This window comes from Halarcobacter bivalviorum, from assembly GCF_003346815.1.
GTDB lineage: Bacteria > Campylobacterota > Campylobacteria > Campylobacterales > Arcobacteraceae > Halarcobacter > Halarcobacter bivalviorum.
On the sequence record NZ_CP031217.1, the window covers coordinates 2,284,454 to 2,306,139 of the forward strand.

General features: G+C 27.5%; 23 protein-coding genes. 7 read left to right on the forward strand and 16 right to left on the reverse strand.

Features of this window, described 5'->3' with window-relative positions; genetic code table 11:
* Positions 1–5: 5 nt before the first annotated feature.
* The 5 genes from lysA to gap form a co-directional block, all read right to left on the reverse strand.
* Entirely contained in the window at positions 6–1,214 is a 1,209-nt protein-coding gene (gene lysA, locus ABIV_RS11575; protein WP_114840031.1) for a diaminopimelate decarboxylase, read from the reverse strand.
* Positions 1,215–1,428: 214 nt separating this feature from the next.
* Positions 1,429–2,256, reverse strand: coding sequence for an enoyl-ACP reductase FabI (gene fabI, locus ABIV_RS11580; RefSeq protein ID WP_114840032.1), 828 nt, complete (start codon positions 2,254–2,256; stop codon positions 1,429–1,431).
* Entirely contained in the window at positions 2,256–2,966 is a 711-nt protein-coding gene (locus ABIV_RS11585; protein ID WP_114840033.1) for a triose-phosphate isomerase, read from the reverse strand. Before ABIV_RS11585 ends, fabI begins: the two co-directional genes overlap by 1 nt.
* A gap of 90 nt (positions 2,967–3,056) precedes the next feature.
* Positions 3,057–4,253 carry a phosphoglycerate kinase gene (locus ABIV_RS11590; protein ID WP_114840034.1) on the reverse strand — a complete coding sequence of 399 codons (1,197 nt, stop codon included), beginning with the start codon at positions 4,251–4,253 and terminating at the stop codon, positions 3,057–3,059.
* Between the two features lie 8 nt (positions 4,254–4,261).
* The gene (gene gap, locus ABIV_RS11595) at positions 4,262–5,260 is read right to left on the reverse strand and encodes a type I glyceraldehyde-3-phosphate dehydrogenase (protein ID WP_114840035.1); all 999 of its coding nucleotides are present in this window, start codon (positions 5,258–5,260) and stop codon (positions 4,262–4,264) included.
* 90 nt (positions 5,261–5,350) lie between these two features.
* Here gap and nadD point away from each other — a divergent pair, with 90 nt between their 5' ends.
* Positions 5,351–5,902 (forward strand): nicotinate (nicotinamide) nucleotide adenylyltransferase, encoded by a 552-nt coding sequence (gene nadD / locus ABIV_RS11600; RefSeq protein WP_114840036.1) that lies wholly within the window; start codon positions 5,351–5,353, stop codon positions 5,900–5,902.
* Positions 5,899–6,225, forward strand: coding sequence for a ribosome silencing factor (gene rsfS, locus ABIV_RS11605; protein ID WP_114840037.1), 327 nt, complete (start codon positions 5,899–5,901; stop codon positions 6,223–6,225). Before nadD ends, rsfS begins: the two co-directional genes overlap by 4 nt.
* 170 nt (positions 6,226–6,395) lie before the next feature.
* Here the strand turns inward: rsfS and argS are convergent, their stop codons facing one another.
* The 9 genes from argS to ABIV_RS11650 all read right to left on the reverse strand — a co-directional run bounded on the left by argS (position 6,396) and on the right by ABIV_RS11650 (position 13,503).
* The gene (gene argS, locus ABIV_RS11610; RefSeq protein ID WP_114840038.1) at positions 6,396–7,985 is read right to left on the reverse strand and encodes an arginine--tRNA ligase; all 1,590 of its coding nucleotides are present in this window, start codon (positions 7,983–7,985) and stop codon (positions 6,396–6,398) included.
* Between the two features lie 12 nt (positions 7,986–7,997).
* Positions 7,998–8,228 (reverse strand): twin-arginine translocase TatA/TatE family subunit, encoded by a 231-nt coding sequence (tatA, locus tag ABIV_RS11615; protein ID WP_114840039.1) that lies wholly within the window; start codon positions 8,226–8,228, stop codon positions 7,998–8,000.
* Positions 8,229–8,299: 71 nt separating this feature from the next.
* Complete coding sequence (gene crcB / locus ABIV_RS11620; protein WP_114840040.1) at positions 8,300–8,686, reverse strand: fluoride efflux transporter CrcB; 387 nt, start codon at positions 8,684–8,686, stop codon at positions 8,300–8,302.
* Positions 8,676–9,365, reverse strand: coding sequence for a lysophospholipid acyltransferase family protein (locus ABIV_RS11625; protein ID WP_114840041.1), 690 nt, complete (start codon positions 9,363–9,365; stop codon positions 8,676–8,678). The genes crcB and ABIV_RS11625 overlap by 11 nt, the downstream gene beginning before the upstream one ends.
* Positions 9,349–10,545 carry a hypothetical protein gene (locus tag ABIV_RS11630; protein ID WP_114840042.1) on the reverse strand — a complete coding sequence of 399 codons (1,197 nt, stop codon included), beginning with the start codon at positions 10,543–10,545 and terminating at the stop codon, positions 9,349–9,351. The genes ABIV_RS11625 and ABIV_RS11630 overlap by 17 nt, the downstream gene beginning before the upstream one ends.
* Positions 10,545–11,216 carry a phosphoribosylformylglycinamidine synthase I gene (gene purQ, locus ABIV_RS11635; RefSeq protein ID WP_114840043.1) on the reverse strand — a complete coding sequence of 224 codons (672 nt, stop codon included), beginning with the start codon at positions 11,214–11,216 and terminating at the stop codon, positions 10,545–10,547. Before purQ ends, ABIV_RS11630 begins: the two co-directional genes overlap by 1 nt.
* A gap of 4 nt (positions 11,217–11,220) precedes the next feature.
* Positions 11,221–11,466 carry a phosphoribosylformylglycinamidine synthase subunit PurS gene (gene purS / locus ABIV_RS11640; protein ID WP_114840044.1) on the reverse strand — a complete coding sequence of 82 codons (246 nt, stop codon included), beginning with the start codon at positions 11,464–11,466 and terminating at the stop codon, positions 11,221–11,223.
* Positions 11,467–11,482: 16 nt separating this feature from the next.
* Positions 11,483–12,196 (reverse strand): phosphoribosylaminoimidazolesuccinocarboxamide synthase, encoded by a 714-nt coding sequence (gene purC, locus ABIV_RS11645; RefSeq protein ID WP_114840045.1) that lies wholly within the window; start codon positions 12,194–12,196, stop codon positions 11,483–11,485.
* 14 nt (positions 12,197–12,210) lie between these two features.
* Positions 12,211–13,503 carry a S41 family peptidase gene (locus ABIV_RS11650; RefSeq protein ID WP_114840046.1) on the reverse strand — a complete coding sequence of 431 codons (1,293 nt, stop codon included), beginning with the start codon at positions 13,501–13,503 and terminating at the stop codon, positions 12,211–12,213.
* A 112-nt stretch (positions 13,504–13,615) separates the two neighbouring features.
* Between ABIV_RS11650 and ABIV_RS11655 the strand changes: the two genes are divergently transcribed.
* Both ABIV_RS11655 and ABIV_RS11660 read left to right on the forward strand, forming a co-directional pair.
* Positions 13,616–14,197, forward strand: a complete 582-nt coding sequence (locus ABIV_RS11655) for a tetratricopeptide repeat protein (RefSeq protein WP_114840047.1) — start codon at positions 13,616–13,618, stop codon at positions 14,195–14,197.
* 9 nt (positions 14,198–14,206) lie between these two features.
* The gene (locus ABIV_RS11660; RefSeq protein ID WP_114840048.1) at positions 14,207–15,184 is read left to right on the forward strand and encodes a hypothetical protein; all 978 of its coding nucleotides are present in this window, start codon (positions 14,207–14,209) and stop codon (positions 15,182–15,184) included.
* 33 nt (positions 15,185–15,217) lie between these two features.
* Here the strand turns inward: ABIV_RS11660 and ABIV_RS11665 are convergent, their stop codons facing one another.
* On the reverse strand, positions 15,218–16,219 hold the full coding sequence (locus ABIV_RS11665; protein ID WP_114840049.1) for a tRNA pseudouridine(13) synthase TruD: 1,002 nt from the start codon (positions 16,217–16,219) through the stop codon (positions 15,218–15,220).
* A gap of 68 nt (positions 16,220–16,287) precedes the next feature.
* Between ABIV_RS11665 and ABIV_RS11670 the strand changes: the two genes are divergently transcribed.
* From ABIV_RS11670 to ABIV_RS11680, 3 genes are all read left to right on the forward strand, one after another.
* Positions 16,288–16,629 (forward strand): nucleotide pyrophosphohydrolase, encoded by a 342-nt coding sequence (locus ABIV_RS11670; protein ID WP_228254301.1) that lies wholly within the window; start codon positions 16,288–16,290, stop codon positions 16,627–16,629.
* Positions 16,626–17,123, forward strand: a complete 498-nt coding sequence (locus ABIV_RS11675; protein WP_114840051.1) for a nucleoside 2-deoxyribosyltransferase — start codon at positions 16,626–16,628, stop codon at positions 17,121–17,123. Before ABIV_RS11670 ends, ABIV_RS11675 begins: the two co-directional genes overlap by 4 nt.
* A 389-nt stretch (positions 17,124–17,512) precedes the next feature.
* Positions 17,513–18,901, forward strand: coding sequence for a sensor histidine kinase (locus tag ABIV_RS11680; protein WP_114840052.1), 1,389 nt, complete (start codon positions 17,513–17,515; stop codon positions 18,899–18,901).
* On the opposite strand, the gene ABIV_RS11685 is transcribed toward ABIV_RS11680, so the two are convergent.
* On the reverse strand, positions 18,885–21,668 hold the full coding sequence (locus ABIV_RS11685; RefSeq protein WP_114840053.1) for a DUF3427 domain-containing protein: 2,784 nt from the start codon (positions 21,666–21,668) through the stop codon (positions 18,885–18,887). The genes ABIV_RS11680 and ABIV_RS11685 overlap by 17 nt on opposite strands.
* Positions 21,669–21,686: the final 18 nt, after the last annotated feature.

Here is a 21,686-nt window from a genome sequence, read left to right on the forward strand (position 1 = left end):
TCCCTTTATTTTAGGTATTCCTCTTCTAAAGCAATTAAATCTTCAAAAGTTTCTCTTTTTCTAATTAATCTATCTTTTCCATTTTCAACAGCAATTTCAGCAACTTTTCCTCTTGTATTATAGTTACTTGCCATTGTAAAACAGTATGCTCCTGCTGAATAGATTGCAACTAAATCATTATGTTCTGTTTTTGGTAACTCAATATTTTTTGCGAAGAAATCTCCACTTTCACATACTGGACCTACTAAGTTACAATCACTAAACTCTTTATTCTCATTTAGAACTTCAACTTTGTGGTAAGCATTATATAAAGATGGTCTAATTAAATCATTCATAGCCCCATCTACAATTACAAATCTTTTATCCCCATTTATTTTTTCATAAAGTACTTTAGTAACAAAAACTCCTGAATTCCCAACTAAAAATCTTCCAGGTTCACATACAATTGTAATATCTAAACCAAATAAAGACTCTAAAATTGATTGTGCATACTCATTTGTATCAATTAGTTTTTCATCATCATAAACGATACCTAATCCACCACCAACATCAAAGAAAGATAGTTCAATTTTAATTGCTGCAAGATTTCTTACTAAATCAGCAACTATTTGAACTGACTCTTTAATTGGGTCTAACTGTGTTAATTGAGAACCAATATGTAAATGTATTCCTGTAGGCTCTAAACTATCAGAATTTTTACATTGGATATACATTCTTTTTGCAGTATCAATATCTACTCCAAATTTATTTTCATGTAAACCTGTTGAAATATATGGATGAGTTTGAGGATCAATATTTGGATTTACTCTTATAGAGATTCTAGCAACTTTTCCAAGCTCTTTTGCAATAGCTTCAACTCTATCTAGCTCAGCAGCACTTTCAACATTTATCATTAAAATACCAAGCTCTAAAGCCTCTTTTATTTCAGAATCAATTTTTCCAACCCCTGAAAAAATGATTTTATAAGGTTGAATTCCTACTTTTAAAGCTCTTTTAACTTCACCAATTGAAACACAATCAGCTCCTGCACCTAAAGAGGCTAGATGTTTAATAACACTTAAATTTGAGTTTGCTTTAACTGCATATGCAAGTAAAGATTTTCTTGCTTTAAAAGCACTTTTTAATTCATTATATTGTGATGTAATATGATCAAAATCATAAACATAATAAGGTGTTTGATATTTATTTGCTAATTCTTTAAAATTTATATTCATTTTTTTCCTATACTCTTTAAAAATTTAATTTAAAACTCTTAAAATTCTAAATAAAATTTTTATTTTTCTATAGCTTCAAATAGTCAAGAAGTGCAAAATTTTGAATGAAGTTCAAGGCGGCGAACAAGTTTTAGGCAGAAGCTTACTGAAGTAAGTAACTGTCTAAAATCTTATTCAACAACGAAGAAATTCGTCAAAGGCTTACGCTAATTGACTATTTGTCTGTTCCATTCCATGCAATAGAAGGCTTTCCATTCTCATCAAAATCAACTGCTGGCATTCCCATAATGTTAAATCCACTATCCACATAGTGAATCTCTCCTGTAACTGCACTTGAAAGATCAGATAATAAATACATACCTGAATTACCTACTTCATTTATAGTTACATTCTTTTTAAGTGGAGAGTGAGCTTCATTCCATTTTAACATGAATCTAAAATCACCAATTCCAGCTGCTGCTAAAGTTTTAATAGGTCCAGCAGAGATTGCATTAACTCTAATTCCATCTTTTCCTAAATCTTCAGCTAAATATTTAGTTGTCATCTCTAATGCAGCTTTTGCTACACCCATTAAATTATAGTTTGGAATATATTTTACTCCACCATAATAAGAAAGAGTTAATACAGATGAATTTTCTGATAATAGAGGTTTTAATTCTCTTACTACTTCAATTAAAGAGTAAACAGAGATGTCCATAGCAATATCAAAAGCCTCTTTAGAAATATCCATAAATCTTCCAGATAGTCCCTCTTTAGGAGCAAAAGCAATTGAGTGAACAATAAAATCGATTTGTCCTAAATCTTTTTCTAAAGACTCTTTTAATGCTTTAATCTCTTCTGGTTTTGATACATCACATGGATATACATAATCAGCACTTCCAAACTCAGCTGCGATTGGCTCAACTCTTTTTTTAAGAGAGTCATTTAAATATGTAAATGCAATTTGTGCACCTTGAGCGGCACAAGCTTGTGCAATACCATAAGCAATAGACTTATTGTTTGCAACTCCTAAAATTACACCTTTCTTCCCCTTCATTACCATTATAAATCCTTTGTATTTTCTATAATTTGTTTAAAATCTTCTACAAGCCAAGAAGCTGTTCCAATTAATGCACCATCAACTCCATCAAGAGAACAGATTTCATGAACATTTGCTACCTTTACACTTCCACCATAAAGTAAAGGTTTAGAGATTTTTTCTTTTATTGCACTATGAACTGCTTTAATATCATCATTTGTTGCAGTAACTCCTGTACCTATAGCCCATACAGGTTCATATGCTAAAATTAGATTTTCATAATTTGTATCAATTCCTACAAATTGCTCATAAATATATTCTAAAGTCTGTTCAATTCCTTGCTCTTTAACTTCTAAAGGTTCTCCTATACAATAAACGATTGTATATCCTAATTCTTTATAAAAATTAAATTTTTTAGCAATCTCTTCTTGAGATTCTCCAAGAATATGTCTTCTTTCACTATGACCAATTAAAATTGTTTTGATATTGAATTCATCAAGTTGCTCAGTTCCTATCTCTCCTGTAAAAGAACCCTTTTGTGTAGCATATGCATTTTGAGCTCCTACAGTTAAATTTGAAACTGTATTAAAACTATCTAATGATGTTGCTGTTGGGAAAACAAGAACTTCATTAGTAATATTTTTTTCTTTTAAAAAAGTATTTACTTCTTCAATAAAAGCTGCTGTTGATTTTCTAGTATGGTTTGTCTTAAAATTTGAAGCAATTATTGCCATTTATTTCCTTTAAATTAGTTCTTTAAAAAAGAACCATTCTATTTATAACTACTATTAAAAAGTAGGAAAACTATAAAAGTGTAGCTATTTTTAGTTTTCTAATACTAAGGCTTTTACACCTGGTAAGATTTTTCCTTCAATTAATTCTAAAGAAGCTCCTCCACCAGTTGAGATAAATGTCATATCATCTTCATCACCAGTAACTCTAACTAAATCTGCTGTATCTCCACCACCAACTACAGTTGTTGCAAATGACTGTGCTATAGTGTGAGATAATCTTGTACTTCCTTTTGCAAATTTTTCCATTTCATAAACACCCATTGGTCCATTCCATAAAATTGTATTTGCATCTGCAAGTGCTAATTTAAATAGTTGTGCTGTTGCAGGTCCAATATCTAATCCCATCCATTTTTCAGGAATCTCTTGGATAGTTACAAGTTTTGCAATTGCTTCAGCGTCGAAAGCTTCTGCTGCAACAACATCTACAGGTAAATATATTTTAACTCCAAGCTCTTTTGCTTGATCCATAATTTTAATTGCTTCTGGTACTAAATCATCTTCAACTAATGATTTACCAACTTCGTGTCCTAAAGCTTTTAAGAAAGTAAAAGCCATTCCTCCACCAATTAAAATTTTATCAACTTTTGGTACTAAATTATAAAGTGCTTCAAGTTTTCCAGAAACTTTTGAACCACCAACTACAGAGACAAAAGGTCTTTTGGGATTATGTACTATATGATGGAAAAATTTTATTTCCTTTGCTAATAGAAATCCAGCTGCTTTTTGATTCATTTCAAAATATTTTGTAATTGCTTCAACAGAGGCATGGGCTCTATGAGATACACCAAAAGCATCATTAATATAAACATCAGCCATTGAAGCTAATTTTTTAGCAAATTCATCATCATTTTTCTTTTCACCTGGGTGGTATCTTAAATTCTCTAATAATAGAACTTCCCCAGCTTCTAAATTATTTGCTAACTCAAGAGTATCATCTTCAACTACATTATTTGCCATTTTAATCTCTTGTTTTAAAAGAGTATGTAGTCTTTTTGCTACTGGCTTTAATGAGTATTTTTCATCATTCTCATCTGCTGGTCTTCCAAAATGTGATGCTAAAATAACTGAACAATCTCTATCAATACAATATCTAATAGTATTTAAAGCAGATCTAATTCTTCTATCGTCTGTGATATTATTATATTCATCCATTGGAACATTAAAATCACATCTAATAAATACTTTTTTCCCATCTATATTAATATTTCTAATCTCTTGTAGTTTCATTCTCTTCCTTAATTTTTTGCAACAAAAACTGCCATATCAACAAGTCTTGACGAGTAACCCCACTCATTGTCATACCAAGTCATAACTTTAATCATATCTTCACCAATAACTTGTGTTAAGTCACTTGCAATAATTGTTGAATTTGTATTTCCAACTAAATCTGAAGATACTAACATTTCATTATCAACAGCTACAATTCCAGCTAACTCTTTTGCTTTAGCTTCAAATAGAGCATTTACATCCTCTTTTGTTGTTTTTTTACTTACAACAAAGTTTACATCAACCATTGAAACATTTGGAGTTGGAACTCTTACTGATTGACCATGTAATTTACCATCTAATTGAGGCATAATTAATTTCATAGCTTTTGCAGCACCTGTTGTTGTTGGAATCATATTTTGAGCACCAGCTCTTGCTCTTCTTTTATCTTTTTGATGTTTAACATCTAAAATATTTTGGTCATTTGTATATGAGTGAATTGTAGTCATTAAACCTTTTTCAATTCCAAATGCATCATCAATAATCTTAGCAACTGGACCTAAACAGTTTGTAGTACATGAAGCATTAGAGATAATAGCTTGACCAGCATAATCATCATTATTAACACCCATTACAAAAGTTGGTGTATCATCTTTTGCAGGAGCAGACATAATTACTTTTTTAGCTCCATTGTCAATATGAATTTGACATTTTTCTTGTGTAAGGTAAGCACCAGTACACTCTAAAATAACTTCTGCACCACATTCTTTTGTAAAAGTTAAAGCACCTGCATCTCTTGTAGAATAAAGTTTAGCATTTACTTTTCCCATTTTTAAGAAACCATTTTCAACTTTTACTTCACCATCAAAAGTTCCATGTACAGTATCATATTTTGTAATATATTCTAACATCTCTGGTGTAGCAGTGTCATTAATTGCCACTAATTCAATATCTTCTCTTTGTGCAATAATTCTTGCTACACATCTTCCAATTCTTCCGAAACCATTAATTGCAACTTTAACAGCCATATTTACCCTTTTGTCAATATTAATTTGGTAGATATTTTATCCAAAAGTTGCTATAATAATATTTAATCATAAATCAAAGGAAAAAAATAGGTGCAAATTGCTATTTTTGGGGGTAGTTTTGACCCACCTCATATAGGCCACCAAACCATCGTTAAAAAGGCGATTAAAAAACTTGACATTGACCTTTTAATTGTTGTGCCTGCTTTTTTAAATCCTCTTAAAGTAAAATCATTTTTAGATGCAGAAACAAGATTTAATCTTCTTAAAAAACTTTTTTCAAAATTTAAAAAAGTTAAAGTTTCTAAGTATGAAATAAAAGAGCAAAGAGCGGTTTATTCTATTGAGACTATTAAATATATAAAAAAGAAGTATAATCCTTCAAAAATATATTTAGTAATTGGTGCAGATAACTATAAGACATTTCATCTATGGGATAGTTATCAAGAGATAAAAGAGCTTGTAACTTTAGTTGTGGTAACAAGAGAAGGTTATAAGTATGAAATAAATGATGAAGTTAAAAGATTAAAAGTAAATATTAAAATAAGTTCTACAGAACTTAGAAATACTTTTAAAATATCATATATTCCTAAAAAAATCAGAGATGAAGTTAAAAAAATTTGGAAAAAAAGAGGTAAAGTTTGAATAAAAGAATTGAAACAATAAAAAAAATACTTGAAGATAAAAAAGCAGAAAATGTTGAAGTTATTGATTTAACTGGAAAAGATTATATTGTTGATTTTGTAGTAATTGCAACAACATTAAATCCAAAACATGGGTTTGCTTTATTAAATCACTTAAGAACTGATTTAAAACCACTTGGTGAAGAGTTTTTAAGAGTTGATGAAGATGATGAATGGACAATCTGCGATTTAGGAGATATGTTTATCAATCTTATGAGTGAAAAAGCTAGAGAAAAATACTCTTTAGAAGAGTTCTTAGAAGAGATTAAATCTAATAAAGAATAAAAAAAAGGAAAGAAGTTTTCTTCTTTCCTTTTTTTATAAGTAGTAAGTTTTACTACCTTCCTGTCAAAAGTTTATTATAGTTTGCGGTAGCATCCCTCGCTCCACCCATATTATCTGTAAGTATTGCAATGCCAACTATTATTACAAAAATAATAATAAACCATTTCATTTTACATTGTCTCCTTAGGCCTTATCCCTAATAAATTTAAACTTGTTTTTATAGAAAGTGAACATAAACTTAAAACTTTTAAGTACTCATCTTCTCTTTCATTTCCAACAATCTTATGTTCATTGTAAAATCTATGAATTGAAGAAGCTAAAGAGTAAAGATAATCAGTTATCTTTTGCATATCTCTTTTATTAAATGCCTCATTTAAGATTGAAGGTAACAGTAATGACTCATAAACTAAGTTTATAGAATCGTTATTTAAATTCTCATAAGAAATATTAACTACATTTTCAAAGCTTTTTTCTGCTTTTTTGAAAACTTGGTTAATTCTTGCATATGCATAATTAATATAAAATATTGGATTAGAACTATCTTGATTTTTTAATTTATCAATATCAAAATCTAAATGTGTATCACTTTTTTTAGTTAAAAATACAAATCTTAAAGCATCACTACCAATCTCTTCTACGATATCAGACATTAAGATTACATTTCCAGCTCTTTTACTCATCTTATATGGCTCTCCACCTTTTAATAGTTGAACCATCTGAGCAAGTAAAACTTCTAATTTTTCTGGATCATTTCCTAAGAATTTAATTGCAGCTTTTACCCTTGCAATATAACCATGATGATCTGCTCCCCAAATATTGATATATCTGTCATAGTTTCTATCATATTTATTTTTATGATAAATAATATCTCCAGCTAAATATGTAGGAATACCATTGTCTCTTACAACAACTCTATCAACATCATCACCTAATTCAGAAGACTTGATCCATAGTTTGTCATCTTTTTCATATAAAGAACCATTTTTTTCTAAAGCTTCTTTTGTACTATCCCAAGATGAGTATAAAGATTTTTCACTAACATAGTTATCAAATACAATACCTAAATCAGCCATATCTTTTTTAATTAGTTCTAGAACTCTCTCTTTTGCAAATAAAGCAAGTTCCATTTGTCTTGATTCATCTGTAAAAATATCTGTACCTAACTCTTGTGCAACTTCTTTTGCAATATCAAAAAGATAATCACCTCTATAATACTTTTCTGGATATTCAACTTCTAAATTTAGAATTGTCTCTTGTCCAGCAAGAGCTAAAGATAATCCAAGTAGATCCATTTGAGCACCAGCATCATTTACATAATACTCTGTTGTAATATCATAGCCAAGATGTCTTCCAACTCTAGCTAATGCATCACCTGCAATTGCTCCTCTTGCATGTCCGATATGTAAAGGACCAGTTGGATTTGCACTTACATACTCTAAAAGAATTTTTTCATCTTTTAAATTCTCTTTTGCAAATTCATCTTTTAATGCTAAGGCTTTATTTGTCTCTTCTTCTAAAAAGCTTTTTGAAAGAGTAAAGTTAATAAATCCTTTTACAGATTCAACTTTCTCAAATAGTGTTGATTCTGAAAATTTATTAGCTAACTCTTCTGCTATAACCATAGGAGATTTTCTAAACTCTTTTGCTAAAGAAAAAGCAACTGGCGTTGCGAAGTGACCAAGAGAAATATCTTTAGGTTTTTCTAATACAACCTCTTTTTCTAATATACTTTCTATATGATTCTTAACTATTTCTTGCAACACACACTCACATTAAACAGTTTTAGTTTCGTCTTTTGACTCAACTTTAGTTTCTTCTTTTTTTTCAATCTCTTCTTTTTTATCAGCTGATGCTACTTCATCATCGTCGTCTTTAACAGCTTTTTTGAAGTTTTTAATACCACTTCCTAAACCTTTAGCTAGCTCTGGAATTTTCTTTCCACCAAAAAGTAAAAGTACTACTAGAGCAATTAATACCCATTCCATACCACCTGGCATACCCATGTTAAATCCTTAATGTATAATTTTGAGATATTATAGCTTCTTAAAGCTTAAAAAAAATGAGAAGATTTTTTCTATTTTATAAGAAAATGTAGTAGTTTATAGCCACTTGCTGCAGCTAGAATTGTTCCAAAAAGATTTAAAAACATATTTGTTATTCCTAAGAAAAAAGAGCTTTGTAATAGAAAAAAACTCTCTATAGCAAAAGTAGAATAAGTAGTTAAGGCTCCAAGAAATCCAGTAATTAAAAAAGACTTTGTGATATCAGAAATCATATTATGAGCAATTATTGCAAAAAGACACCCTATAATAAAACTTCCAACTACATTTACAAGTAATATTCCAACTGGCAAGTCAATAGGAAAGTGTTTATTTGTCATATGAACTACATATGCCCGTGCAACTGCACCTAAAAAACCACCTAATCCTACTGCTAAAAGTGTTTGCCAGCTAAGAGACATTTTTCTTTGACTCTTCTTGAAAAACTTCTTTCATATGTTGCTCTAAATCTTCAAACCAAGTTGTACCTTTTTCAGCTTGAACTGGTTCTAAAAAAATCACTTTTACAACTCCTGGTTTTTGTTTTAAAGATTTTGAATCTAAGATATTTCTTGTATTTAAAATTATTGCAGGTTGAATTTTTAATTTTAATTTATTTGCTATCATTTGAGCCCCTGGCTTAAAATCTAACATCTCTTCTCCATTACTTCTTGTTCCTTCAGGGAACATAGCAATTGGCCTTCCTTTTGATAATCTATCTTTAGCTTCTTTTAATAGATGAATAATTCCTGCTTTGTTATCTCTATCAATAGATATCATTCTAGGTGCTTTTATAATATGTCCAAAAAAGAATAAGTCTGTTATCTCTTTTTTAGCAACCCATGCTAAATTTTTTGCATGAATATGTTCCATAATAATAATATCTAATAGACTTTGATGATTCATTACCACCATATCACATGACTCATCAACACTACCTTCTATCTCTAATTTAATTCCTAATAAAAATATTTGAATCTTCATCCAAACTTTAATAATTTCATGAGTCTTATTTCTAAAAAGATACATTGCAACAACTACAATTGCAACTGTAATAGAGAACTGGATAAGTACTACTAAACCTCTAATTCTTGATAACATCTTGCTCCTTTACCCATCCTATATATTTTTCTTCACCTCTTTTAAACATAATTTTTACAAAACCATTTTTTCTTTTCATCTCTTCTACTGTAACAGTATCTGTCATCTTTTGAAAGATTGTAGAATTTTTTGTAGGTAAAATATATATAACACTATTCTCTTTTAATTTTACAGTTGTATTAGGCATTGCAAATAACATAAAAGCTATTGCCATGATTAAAAATAAAATTAAATATAGATATGATCTTTTCCAAATAAATAAAACTAAGAAAACAAGAGCAACTACACCAATTGCAACTTTTTTATAAAACTCAAAACTAGAATTATTTGGGTTTAAATCTGTTTGAGTACTTACTAATTCTTCTTCAAATTTAATTGGAATAGTAATTTTTTCTAATCTATTTTTTGTTGTATTAAAATAGTTAAATGAGATAACTTTCTGATGAATTGGAATTACCACATAATATATCATATGTTGATTTGGATAATTATCTTCAATTAACGTTACACCTTGTTCTTCAAAGCCTTTAATATAAAAGTCTTCAAAGTTTGAATAGTTTGCTTCTAAATCAATTATTGCTAAGGCTTCTTTATTTGTATATTGTTTTGCTTTTGTATTTAATAGAGTTAAATCTTTTGCTATTACATTAGAAAAAAGTTCATCTCCTTTTGCAACTTCTGAAAAAGTAATTTTAGGAGAAAATAGTTTTCTACTCTCTATTAATACATTATTATCATATAGTCTTACTTCAATTGTAGGTAATAAAAAGTTTGAATCATAGGCTTTAAAATAGTATTTATTTGTATATACATTTTTAGAATTTGCTGTTAAACTCCAACTATTTTGTGCATTTAGTGGAAGCATATTAACACCATCTATAAAATGTGTTTCAATTCTATCATAATTTGTTCTTGTAATTAATGCTTTTATATCAATTTCAAATCTTTGGTTTTTGTATATATGTTTTGGATAGTTTATATAAGAAAGGTATAAATTTTTACTTACAACAGGAGGAGTTTGTGCTCCTACTGTTAAATCATTATCTTGTAAAAAAACGTTTGTATTATTTGAAGGAGCCGTATTAGTATTTCCATTAAAAACAGAACTCTCCTCTTTTGTAAAGTCATTTGCAAAAACAATACTAAAAAAAACTAATACTAATACTAATATTTTTTTCACTACTTTAAAAACCCTTTTAACATTGCAACACCATCATCACAACCTAATAGTTCTTCCATTGCTCTTTCTGGGTGAGGCATAAGTCCAAATACATTCTTTTCTTTATTACAAATACCTGCAATATTTGCAACTGAACCATTTAAGTTCATTAATTCACCATTTTCATCACAATATTTTAAAAGGATTTGACCATTTGCTTCAAGCTCTTTTAATCCTTGCTCATCAATATAGTAATTTCCATCATGATGTGCAACTGGAATATTTACTACATCATCTTTTTTTAATAAAGATAAAAAGATATTGTCATTATTTATAACTTTTAAGTGGTTATATTTAGAGATAAAATGTAAAGAGTCATTTCTTTTCATAGCACCAGGTAATAAACCAGCTTCAAGTAAGATTTGAAATCCATTACAAATACCTAAAACTTTTCCACCTTTAGAAGCATATGCCTGAACAGAATCCATTACATTTGCAAATCTAGCAATTGCTCCAGATCTTAAATAATCTCCATAAGAAAATCCACCAGGAATTACTAAAAGATCAGTATTTGCTGGAATTTCTTTATCTTTGTGCCAAACTATTGTTACTTCACAACCTAACTTTTCAAAAGCATATTTTGTGTCATATTCACAATTAGTACCCGGAAATTGTAATACAGATACATTCATAATATTAACCTAAAATTTCGATTTGATAATCTTCAATTACTGTGTTAGCAAGAAGTTTCTCACACATCTCTGTAACTTCTTTTCTAGCTTCTTCTTCATTTGAAGAGTTTAATTCCATAATAATTTGTTTACCAACTCTAACGTCTTTTACAATCTCTTTAAATCCAAGAGTATCTAAAGCATGGTGAGTTGCTTTTCCTTGATCATCAAGTACACCTTGTTTTAATGCTACATTTACGATTGCTTTCATCTAGTCTATTTCCTTTTTATTTATTTAAAATTCTATTTAATACGTTTTCATAGGCAACTTTTAGTCCACCTTTTCCTTTTCTAAATCTATCTTTATCCATAGATTCACCTGATTCTACATCCCAAAATCTACAGTTATCAGGAGATAACTCATCAATTAAAATTATATTTTCATTACTGTCATAACCAAATTCTAGTTTAAAATCTACTAATTTAAGCCCCTTTTCAAAAAAGTAAGGTTTTAAAATATCATTAATTTCTCTTGCTACTCTTCTTAATTTGTCTAGCTCATCTTGGTGTTTAACTAATCCTAAAATTAATGCATGTTGGTCATTTATTTTTGGGTCACCTAATTCATCATTTTTATAATCAAACTCTACTAAAGTAAAAGGTAAAATCTTTCCATCTTCAATACCTAAAGTTCTTGTTAATGAACCAGTAGCAATATTTCTAATAATTACTTCAATAGGTATAACTTTACATTTTTTATGAAGCATATTATTATCATCAAGCATTTCAACAAAGTGTGTTTGAATTCCATTCTCTTTTAAGTACTTAAAAAGTTCTGTAGAGATTTTATTATTTAAAGCACCTTTTCCTGCTTCACTTGATTTCATTTCACCATTAAACGCAGTTAAGTCATCTTTAAATTCAGAAATTAAAAGATTTTCATCTTCTGTCTTCCAGATTTTTTTCGCTTTACCTTCGTATAAAAGCTCAGTTTTGTTCATATGTGTGTTTCCTTTTATTTCATAATTATTAAACTTTTTAAAATACCAATTGATGTATTTAATTGATTATCCTTAGCAATATCTTCTTCTGTTAAGATTTTACTATCTTCTTCTTTTTCTTCACTCTTTTTATTTACACCATTCTCTTTATCAAGTTCAACTTCTAAATGTTTTTTTAAGTCTGCTTCTTTTAATTTAAACTCAGCATTTTTTTCAGCAACAACTTCACCTTCGTGAGAGATTACATCAGGTGTAATTCCTGTCGCTTGAATAGTTCTTCCACTTGGAAGATAATATTTTGCAATAGTTATTTTAATATTTTCACTTCTATCTTGTGTAATAGGTAAAATTGCTTGAACTGAACCTTTACCAAAAGTTTTTTCTCCAATTACTACAGCTCTTTTATGGTCTTGTAAAGCACCACTTACAATTTCTGAAGCTGATGCTGAACCACCATTTACTAAAACTACAAGTGGTACATCAGTAATTGTTTCAGCTATTGTTGCATTGAACTTCTCTTCTTCTTCACTGTTTCTTCCTTTTTGAGAAACAATAATTCCTTCATCAACAAAAAGATCAACTACTCCTATTGCTTGTGTTAATAATCCACCTGGGTTATTTCTTAAATCTAAAATAATACCTTTAGTTTTAGGATTTTCTTTAATAGCTTTCTTTAAATTTGTTGTAACTTTTCTATCAAAACTTGAAATTCTTACATATAATAAATCTTCATTTTCAATTGTTTTAGAAAATACAGATTGAATTTTAATAATATCTCTTACAATATCGATTTTTAAAGGTTTATTTTTCCCTTCTCTTACCAATGTTAAGCTAATAGGAGTTTTTGGTTTTCCTCTCATTAATGATACAGCTTCATCTAAAGTCATATTTAATGTAGAATGATCATCTATTTTTAAAATTATATCCCCTGCTTTTACACCTGCTTTATATGCTGGTGTACCATCAATTGGAGCAATAACTGTTAAAGCTCCATCTCTCATACCTACAGTAATTCCAAGTCCTCCAAACTCTCCTTGAGTTTGAATACTCATCTCTTTTGATGATTTTTTATCTAAATATGTAGAGTGCGCATCTAGTTCTTGCATAAGACCTTTTAGTGCTTTATCAACTATTTCTTGTAGCTTTATATCATCTACATAGTATTTTTCAACAGTACCAATTACTTGTGTTAGTTTTGACAGAGATTCAAATCTTGTTTGATTATTTTCTTCTTCTTGTTTTTCATTTGCAAAAATTGATTGAGATAATAGTAAAACAATCGCTGAAATTAATATAAATCTATTCATTAATCAACCTTAATTCTTTAATAAGAACACGATTATATAAAATTTTTTATAAAAGTAAGGTTTTATAATTTTTTTTGTATTATTTAAACCTAAATTTTAAAGAAGGTTTTAAATGAGTCTTAAAGAAAATGTTGATTATGTAAAAAATGAATTAAGTAGTGAAGAAAAGTTCTTAGAAAGCTTTGTTAAGATAGAAAGATTTTATAAAAAATATAAAATGATAATTATTTTACTTGTTATTGTTATAATTGGTTTAGTTATAGGGATATTTGCTACAAAACAGATTCAAGCTTCAAATAAATTAGAAGCTAATATCGCATTTAATAAAGTAATGGAAAATCCAAAAGATACTGAAGCACAAAATATTTTAAAAGATAAAAGTTTACAACTTTATGAAGTAGCTTTATATGCTCAAGCTTTAGAAGATGGAAAATTTAATGATACTAAACTTAAATATTTTAAAGAGTTAGTAGCTTATCAAAAAGCTTTAGAAGAGAATAGTATTGAAAAATTAAATACAGTTTCTATGGAAAAAGACTTTTTATTAAAAGAGTTTGCAATTTTTAATAAAGCATTATTACAAGCAAAAGAGGGAAAATTTGAAGATGCAAAAGCAACTTTAAAACTAATTCCAGCTGATTCACAAGTTAATGATTTAGTTACAGCATTAAACCACTACTTAGTTACAAAATAAGGAATATAAATGAAACACTTACTTTTACTAGCAAGTTTACTTTTTCTATTTGCAGGATGCTCTTCAAAAGAGTATTATGAACCAGAAGATACAGTAGGAGACTATAATTCTACTAAATCTACAGCTTTAAGTGGGAGTATCACTTATATTAATAAAGATGGGGCAACTTTAGATAGCCAAAATATTATTACTAAAAGAGGTGTTTCTAATTTTAAAATACCTGAAGGTTATAAATTTCTAAATATTGTTGAAGATACTGTTATTGCATCTAACTACAAAGATACTGTACTTGTAGGAGATAAAGAGATTAAAGTTGACTCTGTTGTTGTTGCAGCAACAGTAAACAATAATAAACTTGCCCTACTATTCTCAGATAACTCAATTATGTTATATGATATGAATACAGAAAAAACTCTTCTTAAAGAGTATTATACACACTCATTTGTAAATGATACTAGAATTGCAAATCCATACTTTATGAGTAATATTATTCTATTCCCTACTTTAGATGGGAAAATTATTGTTGTTTCTGATTCTACAAATAAAGTAGTAAGAAATATCGTTGTTGACCCAAATGGACAATTTAACAATATCATTTTCTTAGATGTTGTTGATGACACATTAGTTGCTGCAACTGGAAATAAAGTTATTTCTGTGGGACAAGGTGTATTAAACCTTAAAGATTACAATATTAGAGATATTATTACAAAAGATAAAAATATCTATATTGCAACAATTGATGGGCAAATTATCAAAACAGATATTTCACTTAATATTATTGATAGAAGAAAATATAAATTTGCAAAAATTTACTCTTTAGCTTTTGGCGAATCTTTATATGCTTTAGAATCACAAGGTTTTTTAATTAAAATTTCTAAAGATTTTAAAACAGATACAATCTATGATTTTGACTTTGATAATGAAGAAAAAGTAATAGCTATTGGTGATACTATTTACTACAATGATGAGGCTATTACTCTTAAATAAGCTTCTATAAAAAAGAGTTCTTTTGAACTCTTTTTAAACTCTTAAATTCCTATTTGCAATATTTTCAATTAATACTGTTGCATACGAACCTTTAGGTAAAGTAAACTTTAAAGTACATTTTGAAGTCTCTTTATTATATGAGATATTAATATCCTTTGGATATACAATTGCATCTCTTCTATACCCTTTTTCTTGAATATAAGTATCATCATATTTCTCTTCAATTTTTCTTGCTTTATTAGTACTTCTAAAAGCATATCTTCCAGGTAAAAGACCTGTAGGAACTATTTTTCTATTTTTAAAATCTTCAAGTATATTTTCTGTTAAACTTTTAGGAGTGAAGAATTTATCATCTTTATAACTTCTAAAAACATCTCCTGCTAAAGCTTTAAACTCCTCATTACTATGAGCAAGTCTAGCTACTAACCATTTATTAAAAAAATCACTTTGATAGGCAGAAACTAACATCTTCGCTAGTTTTCTATCTTTGATAAGTAAATCCCCATAAATATATCTTCTTGCTTTATCTAAGTTTTCTTGGGCATCATGTCCAAATCTTTGAAAACCAAAATAGTTTGGCATACCAGCTTTAGAAATCTCTTTTAAAAGTTTCTCTATTTTATATAAATCTTCTTCTTTTACTTCATGTAAAGTTATCTCAAAACTATTACTTTCCAAATCTCCAATGTTTAGTTTTGTACTATGCAAAAAAGTCTCTTTTATCTCTATTTTGGGATGTCTAAATTTATTTAAATCCTTTGCATATTTTCTAGGTATTGATATATATTGAGTTGTTGTTGCATTTTTATCTTTTAATCCTGCATAACCTAACTCATTTTCATAAATTCTTAATCCTTTAGATAAACTCTCTAATAAATCCCATGTTCCAAGACTCTTTTTCTTTATTTTTGCAATAATAAAATTTCCACGATTTGTAAACTTAATTGGGTTTTCCACAACAATGAAATCATCTATATTTTGGTAAAATTTAAAATTAATTGGTTTATGTTTTTGTATAAATTCTCTTTTTATCATCTGCTATCTTTATTTATTTTTTTGGTATTATATAACAATTTATTCTTCAAAAGGATTAACATATGGATATGGAAAAAATTAAAACTATAATCAAAGAGTTTTCTACAAATAGAAATTGGGAAGAGTTTCATAATCCAAAAAATCTTTCTATGGCACTTAGTGTAGAAGCTTCAGAATTAGTTGAGATTTTTCAATGGTTAACCCTAGAACAAGCACAAAATCTTTCAAGTGATAAAAAAGAGCATGCAAAACAAGAGATAGCTGATATTGCAATTTACTTAATAAGAATGTGTATGAAGTTAGATATAAATTTAGAAGAAGCTATTTTTGAAAAGATGAAATTAAATGAAAAAAAATATCCCTTAGTTGATGAAAAGGGAAATAAAATAGAGTATGGAAAAAAACAATGAAAAAAATATATATTGCAGGTCCAGATGTTTTTGAACAAGACTCTATTGAGATTGGTAAAAACTATGTAAAACTATGCAAAAAGTATGGTTACAAAGGTTTATACCCTTTAGATAATATTGTTGATTTTAAACAAGAAAAAAGAAAAATAGCAAAAGATATCTATTTAGCAAATAAAAAACTAATTGATTCTTGTGATATTGTAATTGCAAATTTGAACTCATTTAGAGGGAAAGAAAGCGACAGTGGAACTATTTGGGAATGTGGATATGCAACTGCTTTAGGAAAAAAAGTTTATGGATATTTAAATAGAGACACTTCATATCAAGACCAATTTTCAAATGAAGAAAAAATGTCAAACAAAGAAGGTTTTGTTGACTTACATGGAAGAACAATTGAAGATTTTGATTATCCAGTTAACTTAATGATTGCCTGTTCTGTTGAAGATATCATTGTAGGAAGTTTTGAAGATGTATTAAAATCTTTAAAGGATTAACAATACGAAATTATAAAAAAAATAGCACCATTCACAAATTAAAAATTAGATTTACACTTTTATTTATAGCATTAACTGCTTTTAGTTTTATTGTTTTTAATTATGTATCAACAAAAACAAATGAATATCATTTAGACCAAAGAACAATAACTTATGAAAGAGCTTATAATACTATTTATAATCAATATAAAGAACTCTCTTTTGTAATTTATACTGGACTTTTAAAACTGACAAATGTACAAAATAGATTTGATAATATAAATAAAAATAACAAAGAACAAATACAAAAAGAACTATATTTACAAACTATACAAAGATATAATACTTTAAAAAATAAATATCTTGCAAATATTACCTATTTACTTCCAAATGGAGAAATTTTCCTTGATATGCATAATCCTTTTGATAAAACTCATAAAATTTGTACAAGTGAAACAATTGATTATATTAAAAAGTATAAAAAAGAGATTGATACTTTCGAAATAAAAGATGAAGATACTGGTTTTAAATTTATCTATCCAATAAAAAATAGTAATGAAGTAGTAGGTTTTTTAGCTATTACTTTTAGTGAACAAGGACTTACTTCTTCTTTAATGAAACAATACTATGTTTTAACAAATTTTATTATCAAAACAGATAATTTTTCACCTTCTTATTTAGAAAAAACAGAAAAATATAAAGCAGCTCATTTTGAAGGTTTTTTACATAATACTTCTATTGTAAAAGAGTTACAGAATATTTCAAGAAAAGATATTTTACAGATTAAACCTACAAAAAACATCTCTATGAAAATATATAAAGAAGCTATGAAAAAAGAACCTAATTCAATCTTCATGTATAAGGATAATCTAACTACAACAACTATTCCAATTATAAATAAACTTACAAATAAACAAGAGGCTTTTTTAGCTATTTTAAGTAAAGAAGAGGGATTAATTAGTCTTACAAATAACTATAGATTAATTCTTGTTCTTTTTATTTTTTTATGTGCTGCTATTTTATTAGCTCTTTATTTTCAAATTTCAAGAAGCATTATAGAAAAAGAGAACCTAAATAAAATTATAAAAAAAGATAAACAACTTCTAGAGCAGATGAAACTTGCTCAAATGGGAGAAATGATAGGGAATATTGCCCATCAATGGAGACAACCTCTTTCAATGATTAGTACAGCAGCAAGTGGTTTAAAAATGAAAGAGGAGTTTGGACTTTTAGAGAGTAAAGATATCCCAGAATTTACAGATACTATAGTTACTAATGCTAAATATCTTTCAGAAACAATTGATACCTTTAGAGATTTTATAAAAGAGAATAAAGATACAAAAGATACAATTATTCAAGAAAAGATTGATGAGACTCTAAAAATAATAAAAGCAAGTTTAGAAAATAATCATATTAAACTTATTAATAAAGTTGATTATTCAAAAAGCTTAAAAGTAGAGATTGTAGGAGAAGAGTTAGCTCAAGTTTTAATCAATATTTTAAATAATGCAAAAGATGTAATTATTCAAAGAAAAATAGAAAAAGGAGCTATTACTCTTGATTTAATCATGAAGAAAAATTCTTTTCAAATTACTATTGAAGATAATGCAAAAGGTATAGACCAAGAGGTTTTACCTAAAATATTCAATCCTTATTTTACTACAAAACATCAATTTCATGGGACAGGTTTAGGACTTTACATGAGTAAAATTATTGTAGAAAAGCACCTTCATGGTTCCCTAGAAGTACAAAATACTAAAAAAGGTGCTAAGTTTACTATTACTATTCCTCTTCAATAACCTTTGTAAACTCTTCATAAAGGTTATCTAAAAGAGCAGTATCTAATTTTAGTTTTAAATTAATAGGTTTATTGTTTTCAAAACTCTGTGTATTTGCTAAACCTAAGTAGATAAAATTTTGAACTTTTTTATCTACATGGGAAAATTTTCTTACAAAAATATGCAGTTTAACTCCAAATTTTTTGTTTTCAACTAATCTTTTTCCATCACCTTTTTCACTACTCATAGAGGGTTTACTTGAATAAGTAAAAATCTCTTTTGATAAAAAAGCATTTTGATACTTAGCCCCTTTTGTAAACTTATCTTTTTCTATAGTAATAAAAAGGAAAAAATCATCTTTATATTTTAAAAATCCACTTCCTCTAAAAGAGCTATGAATCTTCTCAAAATTACATAATTGTGCAATATTTAACATATTATATTTTTCATAAAGTTTTAAAAATGGTAACCCATAATCAATGTTTCCAAACTCTTTTTCATATCTAATAAGCCCATAATTTAAACTATCTAAAAAGAATTCTTTTTTTAATTTATCTTCTAAAACTCTTTTAAAGTCTACTGTTAAATAAAGAGTATTCTCTTTTATAAAAACCAGTTTTAAAACTCTTTGTTTTTGTGCACTATCAAAAAACTCTTCATTTAAAAATCTAAAACTGTGAGAAATAGTATCTTTAGAAACATTAATTAAATACTTAGTTAAATAGTTTTGGGCCTCTTTTAAATTAATAGACTCATTTAAAATAAGATACTTTAAAAGAGCAAATTCATAGACTCTTTTTATAGGAAGTAAACCTTGGATAAATCTAAGTGCTTTTAAAAAGTTTTCATCTTCACAAACTCTGTTGTACTCTTCATTTTTTTCTACTTTACAAAGAAACTCTTCATAGGATTTTGAATAAGAGATAAAATCTAAAACATTTATATATTCATCATAATGTATAAAGTCACTCATCATTGGAGTTGTCTTTAGATTTAGAGAATTTTTAAACTCTAAAAACTTCTCTTTTAGATATTTAAGAGTATTAAAATTTTCACTATCTATTTGAGCTAAAACTCTTTTTTTAGAAATTTCATCCATAATAATATAAGCATTTGGAAAGTTTGCAAAGTTATTATTCACAGAGAGTTTTATACTATCCTTATCAAATCTTTTTTTCCCCATTAAGGCTATTGCAATAAGATAAGCTCTATTATGATTTCCTATAAAATCAAGTATTGTTAAAAACTCTTTATCACTATTTTTTCTTAATCCACGCCCTAATTGCTGTACAAAAATAATAGAAGAGTTTGTAGGTCGAAGCATAAGTATTGTATTTACATTAGGAATATCAACACCTTCATTAAAAATATCTACAGTGAAAATAACTTCTAACTCATTTGTACTACTTTGAAGTTTTTTAATTGAGTTTTCTCTTTTTATAATAGAGTCTTCACTTGTTAAAGAGATTGCTTTTATTCCTCTTTTATTAAACTCCTCACTCATAAAAGTTGCATGTTCTTTTGAAGCACAAAAACCTAAAACTCTTCTTTTATCTCCACTAAATCCATAAAAATTCATTTTTTCAAGGATAAAATCTACTCTTTTATTTATCATTAAAAATTTTGAAAGTTTTTTTATATTATTTAAATCAATATTCTCATAATCTAATTCTTTAATATCTTCTATTCCAAAATAGTGAAAAGAGCTCACTAAAGATTTATCTAAAGCCTCAGTTAAACCAATATCACAAGCTACATTGTCATCAAAATAATCGAAAATAGAGACTTCATCTGTTCTATTTGAAGTAGCAGTTAAACCAAGCAAAAACTTTGGCTTAAAATATTTATTTATAAACTCATAACTCTTACTTGCTATATGATGAGCCTCATCTACAACAATATAATCAAACTCCTGTTTTCCAAACTTTGTATAATATTTATTAAGAGTTTGTACTGTTGCAAAAATAAAATCACAATTTATATCCTTTTTATTTCCTGTAAAAAAGCCCATTGTTCTATCTTTTATCATAGTTTCAAAACTTTTTCTTGCACTAATTAAAATATCTTCCCTATGAACGATAAATAAAGCTTTTTTTGCATTAAACTGTTTTATATCTAAAACACTTAAGTAGGTTTTTCCTATTCCTGTAGAAGCTATTACAAGGGCTTTATTTTCTGCATTATTTCTTAAAAAGTCTAATTTTTGTAAAGCCTTTTCTTGCATATAATTTAGTTTAAACTCTTGTTTAAAAGAGAAATTCTCTATACTTTTTTGTTCTGTTTTAAATTTTTTATATGAACTTAAAAACTCTTCACTAACATCAATTGAACTACTCCATAAACTATTAAAATCAGAAAATAACTCTTTTATAAAAAGGTCATCTTTTTTTAAAACAGTTTTTATATTCCACTCTATATTTGATTTAAAAGCACTTGAAGTTAAATTTGAAGAGCCAATTAAAACTTTATACTCCTCTTCATACTCAAAAAGATATGCTTTAGGATGAAAGCCAATAGAAGTAGAATAGCAGTCAAAAACCTTAAGCTCTATATTATCAAACTCTCTTAATTTGGCTAAAGCTTTTTCATCGGTAAAATTAAGATAAGTAGAACTTAAAACCTTTCCTTTTACTCCCTTTTCTTCACACTTTTTTAAATCATTTAAAATTAGTTGAAGACCAGAGTAGTTGATAAAGGCAACATTAAAATAAAAAGCCTTACAAGATTGAAGTAAAGAGGTAAATTGATTATAAAAATTTTTATTAGAAGAGTTTGTAATTAGTTTCATTTAGTTAAAAAGAGTCTT